19 protein-coding genes and 1 other annotated feature are annotated in these 24,227 nt (G+C 40.8%); of the genes, 14 read left to right on the forward strand and 5 right to left on the reverse strand.

The features are described 5' to 3' along the window. Window positions 1-25 precede the first annotated feature (25 nt). The 3 genes from N4627_RS02380 to N4627_RS02390 form a co-directional block, all read right to left on the reverse strand. Complete coding sequence (locus N4627_RS02380) at window positions 26-1,303, reverse strand: replication-associated recombination protein A (RefSeq protein ID WP_240411628.1); 1,278 nt, start codon at window positions 1,301-1,303, stop codon at window positions 26-28. 23 nt (window positions 1,304-1,326) lie between these two features. Further along, a complete protein-coding gene (locus N4627_RS02385) occupies window positions 1,327-1,800 on the reverse strand; it encodes a YueI family protein (RefSeq protein WP_124031445.1) in 474 nt (157 codons plus the stop codon). Window positions 1,801-1,989: 189 nt separating this feature from the next. Next, window positions 1,990-2,730, reverse strand: coding sequence for a fructose permease (locus N4627_RS02390; protein WP_250647898.1), 741 nt, complete (start codon window positions 2,728-2,730; stop codon window positions 1,990-1,992). Window positions 2,731-2,964: 234 nt separating this feature from the next. Here N4627_RS02390 and yaaA point away from each other — a divergent pair, with 234 nt between their 5' ends. Next, window positions 2,965-3,723 carry a peroxide stress protein YaaA gene (gene yaaA, locus N4627_RS02395; RefSeq protein ID WP_260964900.1) on the forward strand — a complete coding sequence of 253 codons (759 nt, stop codon included), beginning with the start codon at window positions 2,965-2,967 and terminating at the stop codon, window positions 3,721-3,723. Between the two features lie 88 nt (window positions 3,724-3,811). On the opposite strand, the gene rpsD is transcribed toward yaaA, so the two are convergent. Next, window positions 3,812-4,417, reverse strand: coding sequence for a 30S ribosomal protein S4 (rpsD, locus tag N4627_RS02400; RefSeq protein ID WP_040531641.1), 606 nt, complete (start codon window positions 4,415-4,417; stop codon window positions 3,812-3,814). Window positions 4,418-4,611: 194 nt separating this feature from the next. Beyond that, complete coding sequence (locus N4627_RS02405; protein WP_003717694.1) at window positions 4,612-5,070, reverse strand: GAF domain-containing protein; 459 nt, start codon at window positions 5,068-5,070, stop codon at window positions 4,612-4,614. Between the two features lie 122 nt (window positions 5,071-5,192). Here N4627_RS02405 and ezrA point away from each other — a divergent pair, with 122 nt between their 5' ends. From ezrA to mreC, 13 genes are all read left to right on the forward strand, one after another. Further along, window positions 5,193-6,896 (forward strand): septation ring formation regulator EzrA, encoded by a 1,704-nt coding sequence (ezrA, locus tag N4627_RS02410; RefSeq protein WP_124031447.1) that lies wholly within the window; start codon window positions 5,193-5,195, stop codon window positions 6,894-6,896. A 168-nt stretch (window positions 6,897-7,064) separates the two neighbouring features. Then, a complete protein-coding gene (locus tag N4627_RS02415) occupies window positions 7,065-8,213 on the forward strand; it encodes a cysteine desulfurase family protein (protein WP_191337118.1) in 1,149 nt (382 codons plus the stop codon). 15 nt (window positions 8,214-8,228) lie between these two features. Beyond that, a complete protein-coding gene (gene thiI / locus N4627_RS02420; RefSeq protein ID WP_098044689.1) occupies window positions 8,229-9,449 on the forward strand; it encodes a tRNA uracil 4-sulfurtransferase ThiI in 1,221 nt (406 codons plus the stop codon). Window positions 9,450-9,498: 49 nt separating this feature from the next. After that, window positions 9,499-9,715 (forward strand) — a binding site (T-box leader). Between the two features lie 67 nt (window positions 9,716-9,782). Beyond that, complete coding sequence (locus tag N4627_RS02425) at window positions 9,783-12,440, forward strand: valine--tRNA ligase (protein WP_003717699.1); 2,658 nt, start codon at window positions 9,783-9,785, stop codon at window positions 12,438-12,440. Window positions 12,441-12,783: 343 nt separating this feature from the next. Then, window positions 12,784-14,199: a cytochrome ubiquinol oxidase subunit I gene (locus N4627_RS02430; RefSeq protein WP_040531652.1), complete on the forward strand. Its 1,416-nt coding sequence runs from the start codon at window positions 12,784-12,786 to the stop codon at window positions 14,197-14,199. Then, a complete protein-coding gene (gene cydB / locus N4627_RS02435; RefSeq protein ID WP_260964901.1) occupies window positions 14,200-15,216 on the forward strand; it encodes a cytochrome d ubiquinol oxidase subunit II in 1,017 nt (338 codons plus the stop codon). A 5-nt stretch (window positions 15,217-15,221) separates the two neighbouring features. Continuing rightward, window positions 15,222-16,940 (forward strand): thiol reductant ABC exporter subunit CydD, encoded by a 1,719-nt coding sequence (gene cydD / locus N4627_RS02440; RefSeq protein ID WP_003717702.1) that lies wholly within the window; start codon window positions 15,222-15,224, stop codon window positions 16,938-16,940. Further along, window positions 16,940-18,679, forward strand: coding sequence for a thiol reductant ABC exporter subunit CydC (gene cydC, locus N4627_RS02445; RefSeq protein WP_260964902.1), 1,740 nt, complete (start codon window positions 16,940-16,942; stop codon window positions 18,677-18,679). Before cydD ends, cydC begins: the two co-directional genes overlap by 1 nt. A 62-nt stretch (window positions 18,680-18,741) precedes the next feature. Further along, entirely contained in the window at window positions 18,742-19,959 is a 1,218-nt protein-coding gene (locus tag N4627_RS02450; protein ID WP_260964903.1) for an NAD(P)/FAD-dependent oxidoreductase, read from the forward strand. Window positions 19,960-20,130: 171 nt separating this feature from the next. After that, window positions 20,131-21,441, forward strand: coding sequence for a bifunctional folylpolyglutamate synthase/dihydrofolate synthase (locus N4627_RS02455; RefSeq protein WP_040531655.1), 1,311 nt, complete (start codon window positions 20,131-20,133; stop codon window positions 21,439-21,441). Window positions 21,442-21,505: 64 nt separating this feature from the next. Further along, the gene (locus N4627_RS02460) at window positions 21,506-22,144 is read left to right on the forward strand and encodes a JAB domain-containing protein (RefSeq protein ID WP_003717706.1); all 639 of its coding nucleotides are present in this window, start codon (window positions 21,506-21,508) and stop codon (window positions 22,142-22,144) included. 142 nt (window positions 22,145-22,286) lie between these two features. Next, a complete protein-coding gene (locus N4627_RS02465) occupies window positions 22,287-23,291 on the forward strand; it encodes a rod shape-determining protein (RefSeq protein ID WP_040531657.1) in 1,005 nt (334 codons plus the stop codon). Between the two features lie 87 nt (window positions 23,292-23,378). Then, window positions 23,379-24,227: a rod shape-determining protein MreC gene (mreC, locus tag N4627_RS02470; protein ID WP_003717708.1), complete on the forward strand. Its 849-nt coding sequence runs from the start codon at window positions 23,379-23,381 to the stop codon at window positions 24,225-24,227.

The raw sequence follows: 24,227 nt of genomic DNA on the forward strand, positions 1-24,227 counted from the left end.
ATGATCTGACTAAATTAGCAATTGGTTAAGGGTGTTGTGGATGGTGACGAAGACCGTTCCTTTGGGCATTTTTAAGTTGCCAATACTGGTTTCCAAGCGCTTGTTCGAAGCGGCCGTTCTTCTTTGGGTGGAAGTACTGAGCATTCTTGATCCTTTCTGGAAGGTATTGTTGGGCAACCCAATCTTGAGGGTAATCATGAGGAAATAAGTAATTAGTACCATGGCCTAACTTACTAGCACCCTTATAGTGGGCATCTTTCAGGTGGTCAGGAACTTCGCCTGTTCCACCGGCTCGGACTTGTTCTAGTGCACTGTCAACGGCACTAATTCCCGAATTGGATTTTGGCGAAAGACAAAGTTCAATGACGACATCAGCTAATGGAATCCGTGCTTCAGGGAAACCGATTTGCTGGGCAGCTTGAACTGCGGTTACGGCCCGTTGGACTGCAGGCATGTTAGCAAGGCCAATATCTTCGTAAGCAATGACAATCAATCGCCGACAAATGCTGATGAGGTCGCCGGCTTCAATTAGCCTAGCAAGGTAATGGAGAGCGGCATCGGTATCAGAACCCCGGATCGATTTTTGAAATGCGGAGATCACATCATAATGGGCATCTCCATCCCGATCACTAGCAATTGCTTTCTTTTGAACGCTTTCTTCAATTACGGGGAGAGTGAGGTGGATTATACCATCTTTATCTGGATCAGTTGATTTGGCTGCTAATTCAAGGCCATTCAATGCACTCCGAAGATCGCCATTAGTTGCCGTTAATAATTGTTCTTCGGCATCCTGATCTAGTTTGATTGGCATCTTACCCAAGCCGCGTTCCGAATCGGTTAGGGCGCGGTTAACTGCGACTTTCATATCTTCAATACTTAAAGGATGTACCGGGAAAATTTGGGTTCGGCTTCGAATTGCTGGGTTAATACTAATATAAGGATTTTCGGTTGTGGCACCAATAAGGATGATTCGACCATTCTCTAAGTGGGGAAGCAAAAAGTCCTGTTTGCTTTTATCTAAACGATGAATTTCATCAAGCAAGAGAATTACTGTTCCGCTCATTTTTGCTTCTTCAGCAACCACTTGAAGATCCTTTTTTGTATCCGTTGCAGCGTTTAATTTACGAAAAGCATACTTGGTTGAACCAGCAATGGCACTAGCGATACTTGTCTTTCCAGTACCAGGCGGTCCATAAAGAATTAGTGATGACAACATCCTTGCTTTGACCATTCGGGAAATAATTTTATTGGGACCGACGAGGTGTTGCTGACCAACGACTTCACTAAGGTTCCGTGGTCGCATTCGATATGCCAATGGTTGCAAGACTATTCGTCCTCCCTTTTAAATAACTTTTGCCAGAAATGTTTCTTTGGAGTCTCCTGTTTTGCTGACGGCTGAGATTCGACACTAGGATATCTTTTCTTGACATCAACTGGTGATTGATAAACAGCCGTTTTTGCAGCCACAACAACGGCTAACGATTCTGGATCAGTTCGAAATTCTGGCTCGGTTTTTAATGTAAAGTTAGCATTAGCTGCAGTGGCGCTTTTAATGTAATCGCGTAATTCAGCATGAGGAAGGTTACCGTTAAGAAAAACTTGGTTACCAATCCCGCGCTGTAATTCTTTAGAGATAGCAAATGACCAGTTTCGTTCTTGAAGCTCAGCAACGCTAATTGTGAGGCAGACACGTTCACGAAAAGTGCCAAGATATTTTCGTTGTTCGTCTGGTTTGATCTTCGGCGGACCATATATTGCGTTATCAATCCGTTGTTCCATTGCTGACTTATCTTCTGCCATGGCTTAACCTCCCGTTGATAATATATTTAATTATTATACCAATAATGATTAGTCGGTGGTAGAAAAGAGCATTTGGTAAAAGATGCGAAGCTTGATTCCCGCGATTAGACTTTGTATTTTCAGAAATTACTAGTAATAGTTAGAGGCTGAGAAAAAACATTTTTTTCTCAGCCTCTCTAATCGCGGAAATTAATTACCAATATCAAGAGCTTGGTGCTTTAGTTTAGGGAAAATCTTCTTATCGGCCCAACCAGTAATTGCTCCCTGGAAAGCAAGGGCAAATAAGGTTCCAAGACCGAAGTTGTAAATCCCGCCTTGCATAACGGCAGCAATGATTGCCATGATTGTCGGTGGAATGTATGATAACCACATCGCAATTGTAGCGTTTCCCTTGCAGTAACGGAAACGGATGATTTGGAAGAGGTCATCAGCCGGGTGCAGAACTAAGTTAGCCCGTTGATAAATTGAAATAGCTGTCCCAATAAAGGCAACTCCCAAGAAGTTAATGAATACGTAAAGAATAATCATTGGCAGGGTGGTTGCATCAGGCATAATTCGGTTGAAAATGTTTGAGAACCATTGGATAAACAGTGAGAATGGCAACATAAAGATAAAGTTACCGCCAATCCGCCGCCAATCCCATTTGTGCATCAAAATAGCATTAAGGACGGAGGTTAACATTCCTAGTACCATGAATGCCCAGAAAAGGGTAGTCGGCTTGTTTCCGAGAACAGCAATCCCAAGGTTGTTTTCGGCAGCTGTCCAATATGCTGAACCAAGAAATTGGGGATGAATGTGTGAACTAGTTACTAGTGTCAGAACGTTCCCCATTGAATTGATTACAATTGAGAAAGCAAAGAAAGCCCAGCTAGCGGCCAAAGAAATTGTCCGTTGCTGTACTTGTCCTTGTGTTGGAATATCATCGTTCATAATTATGCTCCTTTGATCTGTGAACTTGCAATCGTGAAAACATTCACGCTTATTACGGAAAATAAATTTACAACCTTCTGAAAGGGTTGTCAATAGCGGAATTGTGACATATTAATCCGTTATAAATAAATTTATTAAATTATATGTTAACCGGTTAACATATAAGTGATTTTAAAAACAAAAAAATTGCAAATAAAAAATTTTTCGGTTATTTTGATTAGGAGGAGGTAGACAATGAAAATTATTATTTCACCAGCACGAAAAATGAAGAGCGATCCCGATTCTTTACCGTATGATGCTCTCCCGCAATATTTGGAGCAGAGCCAAGAAATACTGAAGTGGTTAAACACATTAACATTTAAACAATTGCACCAGCTATGGTGGAATTGTAGTGAGCGACTTGCGCAGACTAACTATAGACGCGTTAAAGGAATGAACCTTACTGATAATCTCACGCCAGCAGTCTTGGCCTTCCAAGGACTTCAGTATCAGTACATTGGCGCTGGGGTAATGACTGAGCATCAATTAAGGTATCTTCAGGAACATTTGCGAATTTTATCAGGGCTTTACGGAATCCTTAAACCATTTGATGGGATCTCTCAATATCGCTTGGGGATGGGTGATCGAGCAACGGTTAATCATACTAAAAATTTATATGAGTTTTGGGGTGACCGCTTGTATCAGGAGCTGTTTCGGGATAATCAATTAGTGATTAATCTCGCTTCAAATGAATATTCAAAGGCAATTAAACCATTCTTGCGGCCACAGGATCGAATGATTACTTGTATCTTTGGCGAAAAAATTAACGGTAAGATTAAGCAAAAGGCGACCCTAGCAAAAATGGCTCGGGGGAATATGGTTCGTTTTTTAACAGAAATTAACGCAGCCAAATCAAGTGATTTAAAAGGCTTTTCCGTTGGTGGATATCAATTTCGAGCAGACCTTTCTACAACGGAAAAGTATTATTTTGAGCTTCAGAAACATAAGGGCTAGGAAAATTTTATTTTTCCTGGTCTTTTTAATTTAAACGAAAAAAGAGCCGGAAAATCCGACTCTTTTAACAACGTAGCAACCTTAAAGATTACTTGTTGTAGAATTCAACGATAAGTGATTCGTCGATATCAGCATCCATGTCTTCACGGGCAGGGATACGGTTTAACTTACCTTCAAGCTTGTCAGCATCGAAGTCAACGTATGATGGACGAGAAACAACTGCGTCAACAGCGTTCTTGATTACATCAAGGTTCTTTGACTTATCACGAACAGCGATAACTTGACCAACACTAACTTCGTATGAAGGAATGTCAACGCGCTTACCATCAACGGTAATGTGGCCATGGTTAACCAATTGACGAGCTTGACGACGAGTAGTAGCCAAACCAAGACGGTAAACCATGTTGTCAAGACGACGTTCAAGTAAGGCCATGAAGTTAGCACCGTGAGTACCTTCCTTGATCTTACCGGCACGTACGAATAGATTTGAGAATTGACGTTCAGTCATTCCGTACATGAAACGAAGCTTTTGCTTTTCCCGAAGTTGAGTACCGTATTCAGAAAGCTTACCGTGACGATCACGACCATGATCACCAGGAGCGTAAGCCCGACGAGCTAATTCCTTACCAGTACCTGAAAGTGAAACACCTAAGCGGCGTGAAAGACGCCAGCTAGGACCTGTATAACGTGACATAAATAAAATCCTCCAATATTTTTGTTGGAGTAAAATAATCCGATGTGAGATTGACATTCGTGCAGGCTGATCTGAATTGTTCACCCTTGCAGCTGGGTTACTAAAAACACCTTACGGCACCAGTCTGTTGACGAGCTTGCCCCTCACTGCTGCATTATTTTACACAAAGAATAATATACAACAATTATTCCTTACTAGTCAATAGTTGCCATGAGCCGATTAGCAAATTCTTCCATTTCGTTAGCAAATGATTGATTAAATCGCTTTAAGATTGGCGCGTCCAAATCAAGGACACCATAAAGTGAGCCGTTCTGTCTTAACATTGGGACAACAAGTTCTGACTTGGCAGCACTATCACAGGCAATGTATGAAGAAAACTTAGAAACATCGTCTACAATTTGTGTCTTTTTAGTTGAGGCGGCAACCCCGCATACTCCCTTGCCGAGCTCAATGTGCATGCAGGCAACCTTACCTTGAAATGGTCCAAGATCAAGCTGGTCATTTTTAGAGTTATAAAGATAAAAGCCAGCCCAATTTAGGTTATCTATACTTTCATTAATTAATGCGCTTGCGTTTGCTAAGTTAGCGATTGCTGAATGTTCGTTGGTTAATAACGCGGAAAGTTGTTCATTTAACAGGGATAATTCTGTCATAATCGTTCCTTCTTCCTTCTAATGTTAAATTGGTTCCAGTAATAGCAGACCATTATGGTATAATTTTCATAGAATTTTAGAGCCGATGGATATAATTTGTCAATGATGGCTTAAAGATGTAGGTGGATAAATTGGTTTTTCAAATAATAATTGGGATTTTAATTGTTCTTGCAATTATCTTGGCGGCATTATATTACTACCAAAAGCGGCTAATCCGTCAGTATGAGCAAATTGATGCACAAGTTAAGCAGTTACAGGAAATGAAAATTGAACAACATTTTGAAAAAGTTGAGCAATTGAAGGTAACTGGCGATTCCCAGGAACAATTAGAGAAACTTGAAAAGAACTATCAAGACGAGGTCGTTTCTCAAGAAAAGAAGCTAGCGGGCGAGTTAGAGACAATTAAGTCACTAATCCACACAAGCAAAGTTTTCTCTCTTGCTAAACGGTTAAGTGATTTAGAATTAGCGGTTCACCAGGTGAATGACCAGTGCTTGCAGATAAAATCTTCACTTCATCATATAGAAGAGCTGCACCAAGCTCATAAGCGGGCAATCGATCAAATTAAGCAACGTTATCGTCATTTCCATCACGTTCTTGATGAAAAGAGCTTTGAATATGGTGATAGTATCAAACTGCTTAATGATCAACTTGATGATCTTGAACATGAATACGATAAGTTTTCCCAGTTGAGTCAGACGGGAGATTTTGATGCTGCCCAACAGATATTGACTGATTTAAAGCAGAATAATCAAAAATTGGCAGACTTGATTGAGCAAGTCCCTAAGCTTTATAAACCATTGATTGCTGAATTTCCTACCCAGTTAAATGAATTAGCAAGTGGCTATGAGCAGCTCACTAAGCAAAATTATCGCTTTACAACGGATAACATTCCTGAAAAAGTTAATCAGCTTCGGCAGTTATGCCAAGAGGATCTCAAGCAGATTAATACCCTTCAGCTTGATGGGGTTGAGGATTCAATTAAGGACATTGCTGATCAGATTGATGATTTGTATGCAACAATGCAAAGTGAGATTGATGCTCGTCCACAAGTTGAACATCTGATGGGAGTTTTAGGAAAGTTTATTAACCATGCTTCAACTCAAAATAATGAGTTAAGTAATGAACTTGAGCGGCTAAGCATTAATTACACATTGAATAACCACGAAATTGAAACCGCTCGTTCGTTAAATGAACAAATTATTAACATTGAAAAGGAATATAAGGACGACCAGGCCGCAATCAAAGACCATACTGCTATTTATAGTCAAGTCCTTGCACGGCAAAATAAGAATGAGCGTTCCTTAACGGAGATTGAAAAGCAACAGGCAAAGATTAACGATGAGGTTGCCAAGCTACAAGGTGATCAGCAACGGGCTGAACAAATGCTGCAAAAGTATTCAACAAAGCTGAGGACGACACGGCGGCAAGTTGAGCAACTAAACTTGCCTGGATTACCAAAGGATTATTTAGATTACTTCTTTGGGGTTAGCGATGAAATCAAGCGGTTGGCCGATGAACTACAAAAATATAAGGTTAATATGGATGAAGTTACTAAGCAGCTAATAATTGTTGAATCAGACTTAGAAACTCTTGACGAAAAGACAAATGATATTCGTGATAGCGTTGAGTTAACTGAGCGGCTTCAGCAATATGCTAATCGCTTTAGTGATGAATCAAAAGTCGCTGCTGCAGCGGCAAAGTCTCAAGAAGAGTTTAATAAGTTTAATTACACGACAAGCTTAGAAACAATCGCAACGGCTCTGGAAGAGGCTGAACCTGGTAGTTATAAGCGGATTGAAGATAGCTACTATAATGAAAAGTAGCAAAAATTAAGAGGGTAAGAAAAAGCAGATGTTTTTTCTCACCCTCTTAATTATTATCTGCTATAATAAAAAACTGGTTTATTGGCGTCGCAACCAAAACATCTATCCAATTTTTAGCGCATTAATAATATTTATAATCAAGCTTTGTTTGATGAAAGGAAAATAAGCATGATCTATTTTGATAATAGTGCGACAACTCAGGTAGCACCTGAAGTTCTCCAGACCTATAATACGGTTAGTCAAAAAATTTGGGGTAACCCAAGCAGCCTTCACAATTTTGGTGAAGAAGCGTGGAACCTGCTGGAACAAGCACGACAACAAATTGCTAACTTATTTCACGTTAATCCAGGCGAAATCATCTTTACCAGTGGCGGCTCTGAAGGTGACAACTGGGTAGTTAAAGGAACTGCGATGGCAAAACAACGCTTTGGTAAGCACATCATTACGACCTCAGTTGAGCATGCCGCTGTTCGTAACCCAACTGAACAGTTAAAGGAACTGGGCTTTGATGTGACTTACCTTCCCGTTGATAAGGAAGGGCGGATTAATCCAGCAGATTTAAAAGCAGCTATTCGTCCAGACACGATCTTGGTTTCAATTATGGCAGTGAACAACGAGATTGGAACAATCCAACCAATTAAAGAAGTTGGTGAAATATTAAAGGATTATCCGAATATTCATTTCCATGTTGATGCTGTTCAAGCAATTGGCAAGGGGATTGATGATGCTGTTTTTAGTGATCGGGTTGACTTCGCTACGTTCTCTGGGCACAAGTTCCATGCTCCTCGGGGAACCGGCTTTGTTTATGTTAAGGCTGGCCGAAAGTTAGCACCGCTAGTAGCTGGTGGTGGTCAGGAACGTGGATTGCGGAGTGGTACTGAGAATACTCCTGGTGACGTTGCAATGGCCCGGGCAATTCGGTTAGTTAAAGAGGGCGAGGCTGATGCTGTCAAGCGTGAACAAGCCATTAAGGAACGAATTTATGATCACATTAAGCAGTTTGACCACGTTAAGATCTTTTCTGGACGTGATCAGGGATTTGCTCCACACATCCTTTGCTTTGCAATTGTTGGTGTTCGTGGTGAAACAATCGTTCATGCGTTTGAAGATCAAGGAATTTACATCTCTACGACTAGTGCTTGTTCATCAAAGAAGCATGCTGAAGCAGGAACCTTGGCCGCAATGAAAGTTCCAGAAAACGAAGCAACGAGTGCAGTCCGGATTAGTTTAGGCGATCAGAATACGCTGGAAGAAGCAGAGCAGTTTAATAAGACCTTTGATAAGCTCTATGCAGGATTTAAGAAAATTATTGAATAGGAGGGAGCAATACTAGTGGATTATACTGAGATTATGGTTCGGTATGGTGAATTATCAACCAAGGGCCATAACAAGAAAAACTTCATTGACCGCCTTGGTACTAATGTCCGGAAGGCGCTTCATCGCTTTGAACAGGTTAAGGTTCATGCCCAGCGTGATCGCCTTCACGTTGAATTAAACGGGGCAAATTACAACCAGGTCATGGAACGGTTGCAGGACGTCTTCGGAATTCAAAATTTTTCACCATCGATCAGGGTTGAGAAGAGCTTTGAGGCAACTGCCAAGGCTGCTGAACAGATGATCCGTGAGCAGGTTAAGTCCCCAATTACATTTAAGATTAATACCCGCCGTTCTGATCATAAATTTCCAATTGATACGTTTGAAATGAATGATCAGCTGGGTGGCTACCTCTTGAAGAAGTTTCCAGATCTTTTGAAGGTTGACGTTCACCATCCTGACTTAACGCTCCGGGTGGAAATTCGCTTGAACGGGATCTTCCTTTCAAGTGAAACTATTAAGGGTGCTGGTGGTCTTCCCGTTGGAACCGCTGGTAAAGGAATGATGATGCTTTCGGGTGGAATTGACTCGCCAGTTGCTGCCTATCTAGGAATGAAGCGAGGCGTTTCCATGGAAATGGTTCACTTCTTCAGTCCGCCATATACCAGTCCCCAAGCCCTTGCTAAGGCAAAGCAATTGACGGAAAAACTTGCTAGGTATAGCGGGAGTATTAAGTTCATCCAGGTGCCGTTCGCTGAGATCCAAGAAACCGTCAAGGAGAAGGTTCCTGAAGGCTACTTAATGACCGTACAGCGACGGATGATGTTACGATTAGCTGCTGCACTAACGATGAAACGTCATGGCCTAGCAATCTTTAATGGTGAATCTTTAGGACAAGTGGCATCGCAAACGATGGAAAGTATGCTGGTAATTAATGACGTTACTAGTCTTCCGGTATTGCGGCCGGTTCTTTCTTATGATAAGACCGAAATTATTGATGTCGCGAAGAAGATTGACACTTATGATCTTTCGATTTTGCCATATGAAGATTGCTGTACTGTCTTTACACCGCCTTCGCCAAAGACTAAACCTGATCTTGAAAAGACACGAAAATACGAAGAACGTTTGGATATTGACGGCTTAATCAAACGGGCGTTAGACGGGATTGAAATTACTGAGATTCATTCTGGTGAAGATTTCTTAAACCAGAATGAGGACGTTTTTGCAGAACTTCTTTAAACTTCTGCTTGACGATGGTTTTTAAATTGGCTATCATTACAAGCAAATAGTAAATGCGTTGATCAAAAGAGTAGGTAACTATTTTCTTCACAGAAAGGGAATAATTAATGGAATATTCCTAGAAAGTAGTTATTGAAAGTAGTTTGGTAGCACTCTAACTGAAGTAACAGTAGGTTGGAACGGTTCATTTTACCGTTATAAAATGAATGAGTGAGACTATAATTAGATAGTCTAAAATAGGTGGTACCGCGGAACTCGTCCTATATGTTAGGGCGAGTTTTTTATTTTCAGCGTAAAATACTTGCAAATTAACTACTTAGAGGAGGACTCATAATGAGTACTGAGAAAGAAATGTCCACTAAGTACGACCCAACAGCTGTTGAAGCTGGTCGTTATCAATGGTGGATTGATCAAGGTTTATTTAAGCCTAGTGGAGATAAAAAAGCACATCCATATTCAATTGTTATTCCGCCACCGAACGTTACCGGGAAGCTTCACTTAGGTCACGCCTGGGATACAACGTTGCAGGATATGATTATTCGTCAAAAGCGGATGCAGGGATACGATGTCCTTTGGCTTCCAGGAATGGATCATGCTGGGATTGCTACCCAAGCAAAGGTTGAAGCACGGCTACGTAAACAAGGAATTTCACGTTACGATTTAGGTCGAGAAAAATTTGTTCAACAAGTTTGGGACTGGAAAGATGAATATGCTGACATTATTCATAAGCAATGGGCCAAAATGGGGATTTCCGTTGATTATGATCGGGAACGATTCACCCTTGATAAGGGATTGAACAAGGCTGTTCGGAAGGTCTTTGTTGATCTTTACAATAAGGGATTGATTTACCGGGGAACTTACATTATTAACTGGGATCCGCAAGCACGGACCGCATTGTCAGATATTGAAGTAATCCACAAAGACGATAAAGGGGCATTCTATCACGTTAAATACCCATTTACTGATGGAACTAAGTTTAACGGTAAAGATTACATTGAAATTGCTACTACTCGTCCAGAAACAATGTTTGGTGACGAAGCAGTTGCCGTTAACCCGCATGACGAACGGTACAAGGACTTAGTTGGTAAGCATGTTCGCGTTCCATTAGTTGATCGGGAAATTGAAATTATTGCGGATGACTATGTAACCCCTGACTTTGGTACCGGGATGGTAAAGATTACCCCAGCTCACGATCCAAACGACTTTAAGGTTGGTAAGCGTCACAATCTTCCTGAGCTAAATACCATGAATGAAGATGCTTCAATGAACGAGAATGCCGGAAAGTACGAAGGAATGGACCGGTTTGAAGCACGAAAAGCAATGGTTAAGGATCTGGAAGACCAAGGCTACATGCTTAAGATTGATCCAATTGTTCACTCAGTTGGTCACTCAGAACGGACTGGTGTTCAAGTTGAAGCACGGCTTTCGACTCAATGGTTTGTTAAGATGAAGCCATTAGCAGAAGCTGCCCTAAAGAACCAGGAAACTGACGATCGCGTTAACTTTATTCCTGGGCGCTTCGAACATACCTTTACACAATGGATGGAAAACATTCATGACTGGGTTATTTCCCGTCAATTATGGTGGGGACACCGGATTCCAGCTTGGTATAACAAGAAGACCGGTGAAGTTTATGTTGGGATGGAAGCACCTAAAGACGCTGAGAATTGGGAACAAGATAAGGATGTTCTTGACACCTGGTTCTCAAGTGCTCTTTGGCCATTCTCTACAATGGGTTGGCCAGACACTGATTCTGCAGACTTCAAGCGTTACTTCCCAACCAATACTTTGGTAACTGGTTATGATATTATCTTCTTCTGGGTTTCCCGGATGATCTTCCAGTCACTCGAATTTACTGGCAAGGCACCATTTAGAAACGTTCTTCTTCACGGATTGATTCGTGATGAGCAAGGCCGGAAGATGAGTAAGTCCCTTGGTAACGGAATTGATCCAATGGACGTAATCAAAAAATATGGTGTTGATGCCTTACGGTGGTTCCTGATTACCGGTTCAACTCCTGGACAGGATATTCGCTTTAGCTACACTAAAATGGATGCTGCCTGGAACTTCATTAACAAGATTTGGAATGCTAGTCGTTACGTAATTATGAACCTTGGTGATATGCCAGCCCCAGTTCTTCCAGAAAAGAGTAAGTGGGATCTCGCAGATCGCTGGATTTTAAGCCGACTAAATGCTACTGTTAAGCAAGTTAATGCTCAGTTTGAAAAGTTTGAGTTTGGTGAAGCGGGTCGAGCACTTTACAATTTCATTTGGAATGACTTCTGTGACTGGTACATTGAAATGACCAAGGAAAAGCTTAATAATGGGACCGCAGAAGAACAGGCCAACACGAAGAATATTCTTGGCTATGTTTTAGACCAAATTCTGAAATTAATGCACCCAATCATGCCATTTGTTACAGAAAAGCTTTGGCAATCAATGCCTCATGATGGCAAGTCAATTATGGTTGCTAAATACCCAGTTGCTCATGATGAATTTGACGATGATGCCGCAACTGAACAAATGAGTCACTTAATTGAATTAATTACTGCCGTTCGGAATATTCGGAACCAGGCAAATGCGCCAATGTCTAAGCCGGTTGATTTAATCATTAAGGTTGAAAATGATCACCTTGCTGAGACGTTTAAAGCCAATAAGGATTACATTGACCGCTTCTGTCACCCAGAAAAATTAATTATTGGGACCGATGTTGAGACACCTAAGCTTGCCCTATCCGGGATCTTGACCGGAGCAGAAGTTGACATTCCGATGGCGGAATTAGTTGACTTAGATGAAGAACGGGCACGGATGAAGAAAGAGATTGCTAACCTAGAAAAAGAAGTTCAGCGTTCAGCAAAGAAGTTAGGCAACGAAAACTTTGTTAAGAATGCACCAGAAAAGGTTGTTGAAGAAGAACGAACTAAGGGCAAAGAGTGGCAACAAAAACTTGATGCTGCTAAGGATCGTTTAGCTTCACTTCAGGATGCCTAATCATTATTTATGACGTAATACCCCCCATAGTTGGACGAAAAAATCTAACTATGGGGTTTTACTATACCTAAATTAGCAATTGAGTAATCAAGTCACTCCTATGGATGCAGGCGAGTAAGCCAGTAACTTAGTTCAAATTAAAATTTTTAATTCTTTATTTTTATGAATTGCATATCATTTGATAAGATGAAAAAGACAGCTAAGTCAAGTGATTAGATTTGAAAAAAGATTGAAATAATTTGGAATAAAAATTGTAATTATTTATCAACAGTATTATGATTAAAGGTGAATGAAACACGGTAACGGTTTCACGTTTATTTCTTTTCGGAGGGAGGCCTTTATTATGAGTATTCTTAGTCTTGCGCGATTTCAATTTGCAATGACGACTGTCTACCACTTTTTCTTTGTTCCATTTACTATCGGGACAGCCTTCATTGTTGCAATTATGGAATCAATGTATGTTCATACTAAGAATGAATCATATAAAAAGATGACAAAGTTTTGGGGGAATATTTTCCTGCTGAGCTTTGCTGTTGGTGTTGTTACAGGTATTATTCAAGAATTTCAGTTTGGAATGAACTGGTCTGATTATTCACGGTTCATGGGGGACATCTTTGGTGCTCCATTAGCCTTGGAAGCTTTGCTATCATTCTTTATTGAATCTACATTTATTGGTCTCTGGGTATTTACCTGGGATAAGGTAAAGCCAGGACTCCATGCTTTCTTTATTTGGATGACCAGTTTTGGTTCACTTACCTCTGCTCTTTGGATCCTTACTGCTAACTCATTTATGCAGCACCCGGTTGGTTATGCCATTCGTGGTGGTCGTGCAGTAATGGTCGATTTTGGTGCTCTATTGAAGAACCCTCAATTATGGTTTGAATATGGACACGTTATCTTGAACGCAGTTATGATGGGTGGGGTAATCTTTGCCGGATTAACCGCATTCCAATTGCTAAAGAAGCATGAGATTTCCAATGAAGCACGGACAATTTACAAGAAGACAATGCGTCTTAGCTTGTGGATGTCACTAATTTTTGCAATCTTTGGCTTGGTTCTTGGTGATCTTCAAATGCAATACCTTGTTAAGGAACAGCCAATGAAGTTCGCTGCTACTGAAGATGTTTACACTACGACTGGTGAACATGCTCCATGGACCATTGTCGGAATTGCTAATACGAAGGAACATAAGGTTCAAAATAACATTGATATTCCAGATATGTTAAGTATCTTGTCTTATCACAAGACGACCGGAGCCGTTACCGGGATGAATGAACTGAATGCCCAATACAAGAAGAAGTATGGCAAGAACATTGATTATTATCCACCGGTAAATACGCTATTCTATAGTTTCCGGATTATGTGTGCAATTTCTGCTTGGATTATTCTGGTTTCATTCGTTGGCTTGATTATGAGCCGTAAGAAGTCCGAATATTTGTATGAGCATAAGTGGACGCTATGGATTTTAGCATTAACCACCTTCTTACCATTTATGGGTAATACAGCTGGTTGGTTCGTAACAGAATTTGGCCGTGTTCCGTGGACCGTTTACGGACTCTTTACAATTCAACAAAGTGTTTCGCCAAACGTATCTGCTGCCTCGCTGCTAACTTCTAATATCGTTTACTTCGTATTGTTCACAGCTCTTGCAATTACGTTAATTGGTTTGATCGTTCATGAATTAAAGAAGGATCCGACCCAGGTCATCGAGCCAAAGTTCAAGAAGGTTCTTGATCCATTTGATAAGGAGGCGTTCTAAATGAGTTTTCTCCAATTATTATGGTTTATTTTGATTGGTGTCCTCTTTGCCGGCTTCTTCTTCCTTGATGGATTTGATTACGGTGTTGGAATGGCAACCGTTACGTTAAGCAGTGATGAAGCAGAACGTGATCAAATGGTGCAGACAATTGGACCTGTTTGGGACGGAAATGAAGTTTGGTTAATTACTGCTGGTGGGGCAATGTTTGCCTCTTTCCCATACTGGTACGCAAGTTTATTTAGTGGTTACTACATTATTTTGATGTTAGTTCTAGTTGGCTTGATTATTCGTGGGGTTTCATTTGAATTCCGTGCAAAGTCACCAATGCCACGAAAGCGGATCTGGGATTTGGCCCTCGGTATCGGAAGCTTTATGGCACCATTCTTCTTGGGAATTATGTTTATTAGTATGATTCAGGGAATGCCAATTGATGCTAACGGTAACTTCCACGCAACTTTCTTTGATTACATTAACTGGTTCTCCGTTGTTGGTGGGGTTGCTTTAACCCTCTTAACATACCTTCACGGACTTAACTACATTGCATTAAAGACTGCGGGAGATATTCGTCAACGGGCAAACAATGTTGCTCAATTCCTTTACTGGGTTCTTTATGTTGGCTTAGTTGTCTTTGCATTAATGCTAATCTTTATGACCGACTTTATGAAGGTTCACCCAGTTGCAACAATTACAATGTTAGTCGTAATGGTTGTTTTGACCATCATTGCGCAAGCAGCTGCTATTAAGGGCAAGGAATTAACCGCCTTTATTGCTAGCGGATTAACTCTAGTTGCATTAGTTGTCCTTCTGTTTGTCGGCTTATTCCCACGGCTACTAATTAGTTCAATTAGCTCACGGTATGATCTATTGATTCAAAATGCATCGTCAACTCAGTACACATTGACAGTAATGACAATTGCTACATGCTGCTTATTGCCATTTATTCTTGCTTACACGATCTGGGCATACTGGATCTTCCGTAAGCGGATCGCCATGCCAGTTGTTACGGAGGCTAAGTAAGCATTATGATTGATCGATTACTCTTCACGCTTAAGGGGAGCAAACAGATCATGATAAAGCTTGTAGGGGTTTATGTCCTGCAAGCTTTTCTTATCATTGGTCAAGCAATTTCGCTAGCTTCACTATTAACAAATCTTTGGGCCGGTCATTCGCTGGCAAGTGAATGGGGCTGGCTAGTCGGATTTATTAGTTGTTTTATTGGTCGTCATATTATTAATTGGCTGGATACTGTATTGCTTGATAACTATGCCCGGAAAACCGCACAGCATTTACGGCAAGAATTACTAGCTAAGCTATTTAAGCTTGGCCCCCAACTAGTTCAACAACAGGGAACAGGGAATATTGTTACGTTAACTCTAGACGGGATTTCTGAAGTGGAGAACTACATTAATCTTTTGTTTAGTAAGTTTGTCAGCATGATGATTATTCCAGTGATGCTGCTTATTGTTTGTTTTTGGTTGGACTGGATTTCTGGCTTGGTGATGCTTTTGGTGTACCCATTAATAATTCTTTTTATGATTATTCTTGGTTATGCTGCCAAAGCAAAAGCCGATCGTCAATATGCTAACTTCCAAGTCCTGTCGAACCATTTTATTGATTCGCTGCGGGGGATTGATACACTAAAGTATTTTGGCTTAAGCAAACGGTATTCTAAAAGTATTTTTCGCTCAAGTGAACGTTTTCGAAAGTCGACGATGAGCGTTATCCGGGTTGCAATGCTATCTACTTTCGCCCTTGATTTCTTTACTACCCTATCGACTGCTGTTTTGGCAGTTTTCTTGGGCCTGCGATTAATTGAAGGGCACTTATTGCTCTTTCCAGCATTAGGAATCCTGATTTTAGCGCCGGAATACTTCATGCCAATCCGTAATTTTGCCAATGACTACCATGCAACCCTTAACGGCAAAAATTCATTTCATGCAGTTGAAAAAATTCTCCAGGAAGAGATTCCGCCTGAGCCGCATGTTGATATCAAGAAATGGCAAGCAGATAGTAAACTGGAATTAAATAATGTGGAGTTTCAATATGAACACGGGAGTCAATTGGCACCCGTCAACATCAATCTCCATGGTTTCCAGAAAGTAGGAATTGTGGGGATGAGCGGTGCTGGGAAAACCACTTTGATTAATCTCTTAGGCGGGTTTCTCCATCCCACATCTGGGACAATAAAGATTCAGGGACAAACTGTTAAGACTCTAAATATTGAAGATTGGCAAAAACAGATTATTTATATTCCCCAGGATCCATATATTTTTGATGATACTTTGCGGAATAATATTTGTTTCTATACACCGGATGTCAGCCAAGAACAAATTGATAAGGCGATTGAAATGATGGGACTCACATCACTGGTTGCCGAATTACCCGATGGACTTGATACAATGATTGGCAAGGGGCACCGGCAATTAAGCGGTGGTCAGGCACAACGAATTGCTCTTGCCCGTGCCTTCCTGGATCAATCGCGACGAGTTTTGATCTTGGATGAGCCAACTGCTCACTTAGACATTGAAACCGAACTAGAGTTGAAGGAACGGATGATTCCGATCATGAAGGATCACCTTGTCTTGTTTGCTACTCACCGGCTGCACTGGATGCGGCAGATGGATTACATTATTGTGATGCGTCACGGCAAGATTATTGAACAGGGAACCTATGATCAATTAATGGCTAAACCAGGATATTTTACGGACTTGGTATTTGACCGTTCAAAGGGGGAAGATTAATGAATAGAATTCCATTATTGAAAGCCCTCCGTCATGATCGTTGGGTTCGACCATTTCTCAAAAAATATCGCTGGACATTAGTACTGGCTATTTCATTGGGAATTTTAACCTTTGTTTGTGCTGGCGGGCTAATGTTTACCGCGGGTTACCTAATTAGTAGGTGTGCAACGATGCCGTTTAATATTTTGCTCGTGTACGTTCCAATAGTTTTGACGCGGGCATTCGGAATTTTTCGTCCCGTATTTCACTATGCTGAACGATTAACGAGTCATAATTGGGTTTTTAAGATGACATCAATGTTTCGGAAGAGACTCTATGACTCGTTGGAGAAGGATGCAGTATTTTTCAACAGCAAGTACCGAATTGGCGATGTTTTAGGGCTGCTTTCTGAGGATGTTGCCCATATTCAAAACCTATATTTGAGAACTATTTTTCCAATGTTGGTTGCTTGTGGGCTGTACCTTATTATAGTGATTGCTCTGGGGGCTTTGACACCATGGATGGGATTGTTAATGTTAATCCTATTTGGGTTAATTATTTTTGGCATCCCAGTTTGGTCGATCTTAGTTAATGGAGCACGTCAAGAACAAGAAAAGGAAGCAACAAACCGGCTTTATTCTGACTTAACTGATAATGTGATGGGAATTACAGATTGGGTGCTTTCAGGAAACTCTAGTAAGTACCTTCAGCGACATGATAGTGATGAGAAGAAGCTGCTAAGTTCGCAACGAAAGATGCACCGGTTCAATAATTTCCGTGACTTTGTTCTCCAAATGCTGATTCTCTTGGTTATCATTTCATTAGTAGTCTGGGGTTCCTATCATTTTGGCGGTCATTGGGGTGCTAACTGGATTGCCGCATTTGTTCTCTGTGTTTTTCCGCTAGATGAAGCATTAGCTGGATTGCCGGTTGCTGCTCAGCAAACAAACGTTTATACGGATTCGTTAGACCGCTTGAATAGTCTTCCAGAACCTAGTAAGGAACAGCAAGCCACTCCTCAAATTGAAGCACCATACCAAATTGATATTGATAATGTCAGCTTTCAGTATTCGTCAGACACCGAGCAAATTCTGCAACACTTGAACTTGCAAATTAAGCCGGGAGAGAAGTTAGCAATCCTTGGACGGAGCGGAACCGGAAAAAGTACGTTAGCTAGTCTAATTCGTGGTGATCTGCAACCTACTGAAGGTCAGATCACGATTAATGGTGAGCTAACAGATAAATTTGGTGATCAAATTGCTAACTATATTGGCGTCGTCCACCAGTCGCCATACTTGTTTAACACGACCGTTTTGAATAATATTCGTTTAGGAAATGAGGATGCAACAGAAGAAGACGTTTGGAGTGTCCTGAAACGAGTTGGCCTGGAAGAGAAGATTCGTCAATTGCCGGATGGTCTTAATACGAAAATCGGTGAGGCAGGACTAATCTTTTCTGGTGGTGAACGACATCGCCTTTCTTTAGCGCGGATCCTGTTAAAGGATGTTCCGATTGTTATTTTAGATGAGCCAACGGTCGGTCTTGACCCGCTAACTGAACAACGAGTTATTGATACTTTTATGAATGAATTGGCTGGAAAGACGCTTATTTGGATTACCCACCATTTACAAGGAATTGATGCAATGAATCGTGTGATTTTCCTTGAAAATGGTAAAATAACAATGAGTGGGACACCACAAGAGTTATGGGAGAATAACCCTCATTACCGAAAACTCAAAAAAGCAGATCAAGGTCTGTAAAAAAGAAGCATAATTGACAAAGAATGTTTTATACTATTACTTAAATAGGGGATGAATTATTTATGAAGAAGATTGTTGTACTAGGTGCGGGATACGCTGGCCTAAAAACTGTTGTCCTCCTTCAAAAGAAGCTGAAGGGTGAGGGACGAATTGTCTTAGTTGACCGGAATACTTATCACTACGAAGCAACTGACCTTCATGAAGTGGCTGCAGGAAACCTACCACCTGCAAAGATTTCATACCAGGTTAGTGACTTGATTAATTCTAAGGTAACAACCTTTATTCAGGATGAAGTTGTTAAGGTTAACCCTGATGATAAAACGGTTGAATTAGCACATCGTGAACAACCATTAGATTATGACTACTGTGTTGTTAGTCTTGGATTTACTTCTGAAACGTTCGGAATCGAAGGCGCTAAGGAAAACGCACTTCAAATGACAAACGTAAAGGAAGCACTTGAAATTCACAGTCACATTATTGACAAGATGAAGGATTACAAGATTACCAAGAATCCTGATGACTTGAAGATTATCGTTTGTGGTGCCGGATTTACTGGAATTGAATTAGCAGGTGCATTAGTTGATGCTCGTCCACGCTATGCCCAAATTGCAGGGGTAAAGCCTGAAGATATTCAAATTTCATTGATTGAAGCCTCAGAACGTCTTTTACCAATGTTTAATCAGGATCTTGCTAACTATGGTGTTAACTTGGTAAAGAAGCTTGGGGTTCACCTTTACACAAGTTGCTTGATTTCACGGATTAAGCTAAGTACCGTAATTTATCAACATGGTCGTGGTAATGGTGATGAATCAATGACTGCTGGTACCATTATTTGGACAACCGGTGTTAGTGGTAGCCCAGTAATGGCTGAATCTGGATTTAACGAACGTCGTGGCCGGGTTGTTGTCACTGATCACTTAAATGATCCAGATCATGATGACCTATACATTATTGGAGATGTGGCAGCGGTTATGGCACCAGGTTCTCCTCGTCCATACCCAACTACAGCTCAATTGGCACTTTCAATGGCTGATTATGTTGCCGATGACATTGACGATCGTGTAAGAAAGGGCGAACGATTGAGTGAACCTTATGCATACAAGTCACTTGGTACTGTTGCCTCAGTTGGTAACACACGAGCTTTCGGTGTTGCAATGGGACACGAAGTTAAGGGATATGTTGGTTCATTCATGAAGAAAATGATTGCTAACCGTTCACTCCTAGAAGTTGGTGGATTGAAGGAACTCTTTGCTAAGGGACGCTTTGATTTATATCACTAGAATATGATAAAGGTCGAGAAAAGCATTTTGTTTTTCTCGACCTTTATTTTTGTATATTGCATTGTAATAAATTAACGTTATAAGAATAAAGTCCATTTGCCGATTAAATTATGTTAAGATGTGATATTAAGTTGCTAAGGGATTTAAGTTAATTGAGTGGAAGGGATAGAAATGATTGAATCATATGCTGAAGCGCTGAACTTTATTCATGGACGGACAAAATTCAAAAAGATTCCAACGTTAGACCGGATGAGACTTTTCCTTGACAGGTTAGGAAACCCGCAAAAAGGCTTGAAGTATGTCCATATTACGGGAACAAACGGCAAGGGTTCAACTGTTGCAATGTTAAGGTCAATGTTAATGAAGGCAGGGCTAAATGTGGGGAGTTTTACTTCACCGTTTATTACCCGCTTTAACGAACGAATAGCATTGAATGCTGAGCCGATTAGCGATGAAGATTTGACAAGGTTAGCCCGCAAAGTAGAACCGGTTGTTCAGCAGTTAGATCAGGAATTACCAACCGGTGGACCAACTGAATTTGAAATTGATACTGCAATTATGTTCTGCTATTTTGCAGAAAAACAACCAGATTTAGTCCTTCTTGAGGTTGGCATTGGTGGGCTATATGATTCAACAAACGTAATTACGCCACTAGTTAGCGTGATTACCACCGTGAGTTGGGATCACATGAAATATCTTGGTGATACTTTAGCTAAAATTGCTCACCAAAAAGCAGGAATCATTAAGAAGGGTGTTCCCGTAGTTATCGGCCAGCTTCCCTCATCAGCGCGTCAAGTAATTATGAGAGAAGCAAATGAAAAGAGCGCCAAGGTTTATGAATTAGGCAAAGACTTTTCGGCACAGAAGATTAACCGAAATGCCATTAAAGCAGAGATCGTATATGATGGTGATCAATTGCACCATTTTCGGAGTAATCTCGGGTTGGCCGGTGACTATCAGGTTGAGAATGCTGCAATTGCGATTACAACAGTACAAATAGTGTTAACCAAACTAGGGATCCCGGTAATCACTGGCGATTTGAAAAAGGGGTTAGAGATGACTCGGTGGCCCGGCCGAATGGAAACGATAATTAGTGAGCCGTTAGTATTATTAGATGGGGCACATAATCTTCCCGGAATGCAGGCGTTAGTTAAAACCATTCGCGATGATTTTAGTGATCGTGAAGTGTACGTCCTTGTTGCCATTTTGGCTGATAAACAATATGAATTAATGCTTGGTGAATTGGCTAGTTTGGGGAATGTCCACTTGATGGTTACTAATTTTGCAGGCCCTGGACCTAAGCGACCAAGTGCTGATTTGGCGACTACGATTGGTGAATTTAAGACAAAGTACCCAATTCAAGTTGCGGAAAATTGGCAAACTGGATTCGTCAAGCTATCTCAAGAATTGGCAGCTGATGATGTAATGATTATCACTGGTTCACTTTATTTTGTTTCTGAAGTTAGAAAAAATTTAAAATAAAATAATGCAAAACTTCTTTTATTCCGTTATGTATATATAGAACGGGAAAAAGGAGTTTTTATTTATGTTTACACCAGAATCAACACAATACTTGCAGCTTGTTGGCAGAATTTTAATTGATGGCAGTGAAGAAGCAAATGTACTATTTCGCCAGTTTATCGGCCAATACCCAACACCAATTTCGATCAAAAATATGACAAATGCTGAGAAAGAAAGGCTACTTGAAGAAGATGAACGAATGGAAGTTCTTCTTGCAGCAATTGAACTCGGGACAATGGTAGTCCGGAGCCAGGCACCATTGCTTGGTCACGCTTATTCCAGTCAATTATTAAGCACTGAGATGATGGACCGGTTAAGCGGGGAAAATCAAGAAAGCCTCTATTTAGTTGGCACGGATGTCCATAACGATATTATTGATATTAAAAAAATGTTTGTCGGCGGGTTAAGTGAATGTAGCGTCTATCCTGATCGCGTTTTTCGGCGGGCATTGCTTCAATCGGCTAATGGGATTGCGGTTGTCCATAATCACCCCTCTGGAAATGTTGAACCGTCCTCAGCCGATATTGCGATGATTAAACGGTTAGAAAAGGGAAGTCGGATCTTAGGGATAACGTTCCTTGATTTTCTCATTGTCGGTCGGAATAGTTATTATAGTTGGCGTGAAAATCAGGCATTTCACAAAAATGAGGAAGAAAAAAGTTAAAGAAAACGTTAATTTATCAAAGAATAAGTCTTTTATGGCAATTTATTGTGTATATTAAGGTTCGTATATGGCTTTTTGCTATGGTATAATATGCTCGATATTAGATTAAAAATAATTTACTAAAATGAAGGGAAGAAGCAGATTGCTAGGAATCGGAACCAAAAATATTGGCATCGACCTCGGAACAGCAAACACAATTGTGTATGTTGAAGGCAAAGGAATCGTATTACGTGAACCATCAGTTGTTGCTCGTAATACCAAGACCAATGAAGTTATCTCTGTAGGTAAAGATGCTCGAGACATGATCGGTCGAACCCCAGGTAGTATTACAGCCATTCGTCCAATGAAGGATGGGGTTATTGCTGATTATGATACGACTGTTGCCATGATGAAGTATTACATTGAAAAGGCCCTTGGTAATTCTAACGGTAAGCCATACGTGATGGTATGTGTTCCAAGCGGAATTACTGAAGTTGAAAAGCGGGCTGTGATTGATGCTACTCGTGTTGCAGGAGCACGTGACGCTTACGTTATTGAAGAACCATTTGCCGCTGCTATTGGTGCTGGTCTTCCAGTTATGGATCCAACAGGAAGCATGGTTGTTGATATTGGTGGTGGAACTACCGATGTTGCTACTATTTCATTAGGTGGTATTGTTTCTAGTCGTTCAATCCGGATGGCTGGGGATGAAATGAATGATGCAATTGCCCAATATGTTCGTCAAAACATGAACTTACTGATTGGTGAACGAACTGCCGAAAAGATTAAGTGGGATATTGGTTCTGCTTCTACAGATGCTGCTGCTGAAATGGGTTCAACAGAAGTTCGGGGACGGGATCTTGTTACCGGATTACCAAAGACAATGGAAGTTTCTGCAAAAGACGTTTCCGTTGCACTGCAAGATGTTGTTGCCTCAATTATTGATGCAATTAAGGGGACACTGGAAGAAACATCTCCAGAAATTGCTGCTGATGTTATTGATCACGGAATCGTCCTCACCGGTGGTGGTGCGTTATTAAAGCACTTGCCTGACGTAATTGCCGATGCTACTAAGGTTCCTGTATTTATTGCAAACGATCCGCTTGACTGTGTTGCAACTGGTACGGGTGAATCATTAAAGAGTATCGATGTAATGAAGAAGAAGTAATAAGTAACGGGATGGGGCTGGTCGCAAAACGATTTGTTTTGTCCAGTCCTTTCTTATTACCTAGTAAAGAAATGCTGGAGGAATAAAATGCGCAAGTTTTTTTCCAATCGACGGCTTGTTATTCTTGTGCTAATTTTAATTGCGTGTTTCGGTTTAATGGCCGGCTCTGTTTCAATGCGCAATCGGCGGAATACGCCCCCATTAATCCAACAATTTGGTAATGATATTGTTGGCTTTGTGGATGGAATCGTTGCTATTCCGGTAAATGCTGTTCAGGGCGGTTTTAGTTCCGTAGGGCAATTGATGAATACATATTCTGAAAACCGGGAATTGAAGCAGCAGGTAACTGAATTAGCACAAACGAAGGTCCGTGATCAGACCTTAGCAAAGGAAAATAAAGAACTGAAGCAAGAGTTAAAGCTTAATAAATCCTTGACTGATTACAATACAATTACGGCTTCTGTAATGATGAGAACACCATCATCATGGCAGAAACAATTGGTAATCAATAAGGGACAATCTAATGGAATCAAGAAAAACATGCCAGTAATGAGTGGTAGTGGTTTGATTGGTCGAATTAGTGAGGTTAACAAGACTAATAGTAAGGTTGAACTATTAAGCAATACTAGTGAATCCGCTAATCGTTTTGCCGTAACGATTGATGGAACTAATGGTCGAACAGTTAACGGAATTATTACCGGTTATGACGCTTCAACTGATGAACTAATTATGGGCCAAGTTAGTTCTAAGGCTAAGTTAAAGAAGGGTACTAAGGTAATGACAAGTGGTATGGGTGGGGTAACACCGAAGGGCCTTTACGTTGGCCGTGTAACCCGTGTAGGGAAAGATGACTATGGATTAGCCCAAAAGGTATATATCAAGCCCGCTGCTGACATGAATGACGTTAATATTGTGACCGTTGCCGAACCGGCTTAA

This window comes from Limosilactobacillus vaginalis (assembly GCF_025311515.1).
Classification (GTDB): domain Bacteria; phylum Bacillota; class Bacilli; order Lactobacillales; family Lactobacillaceae; genus Limosilactobacillus; species Limosilactobacillus vaginalis.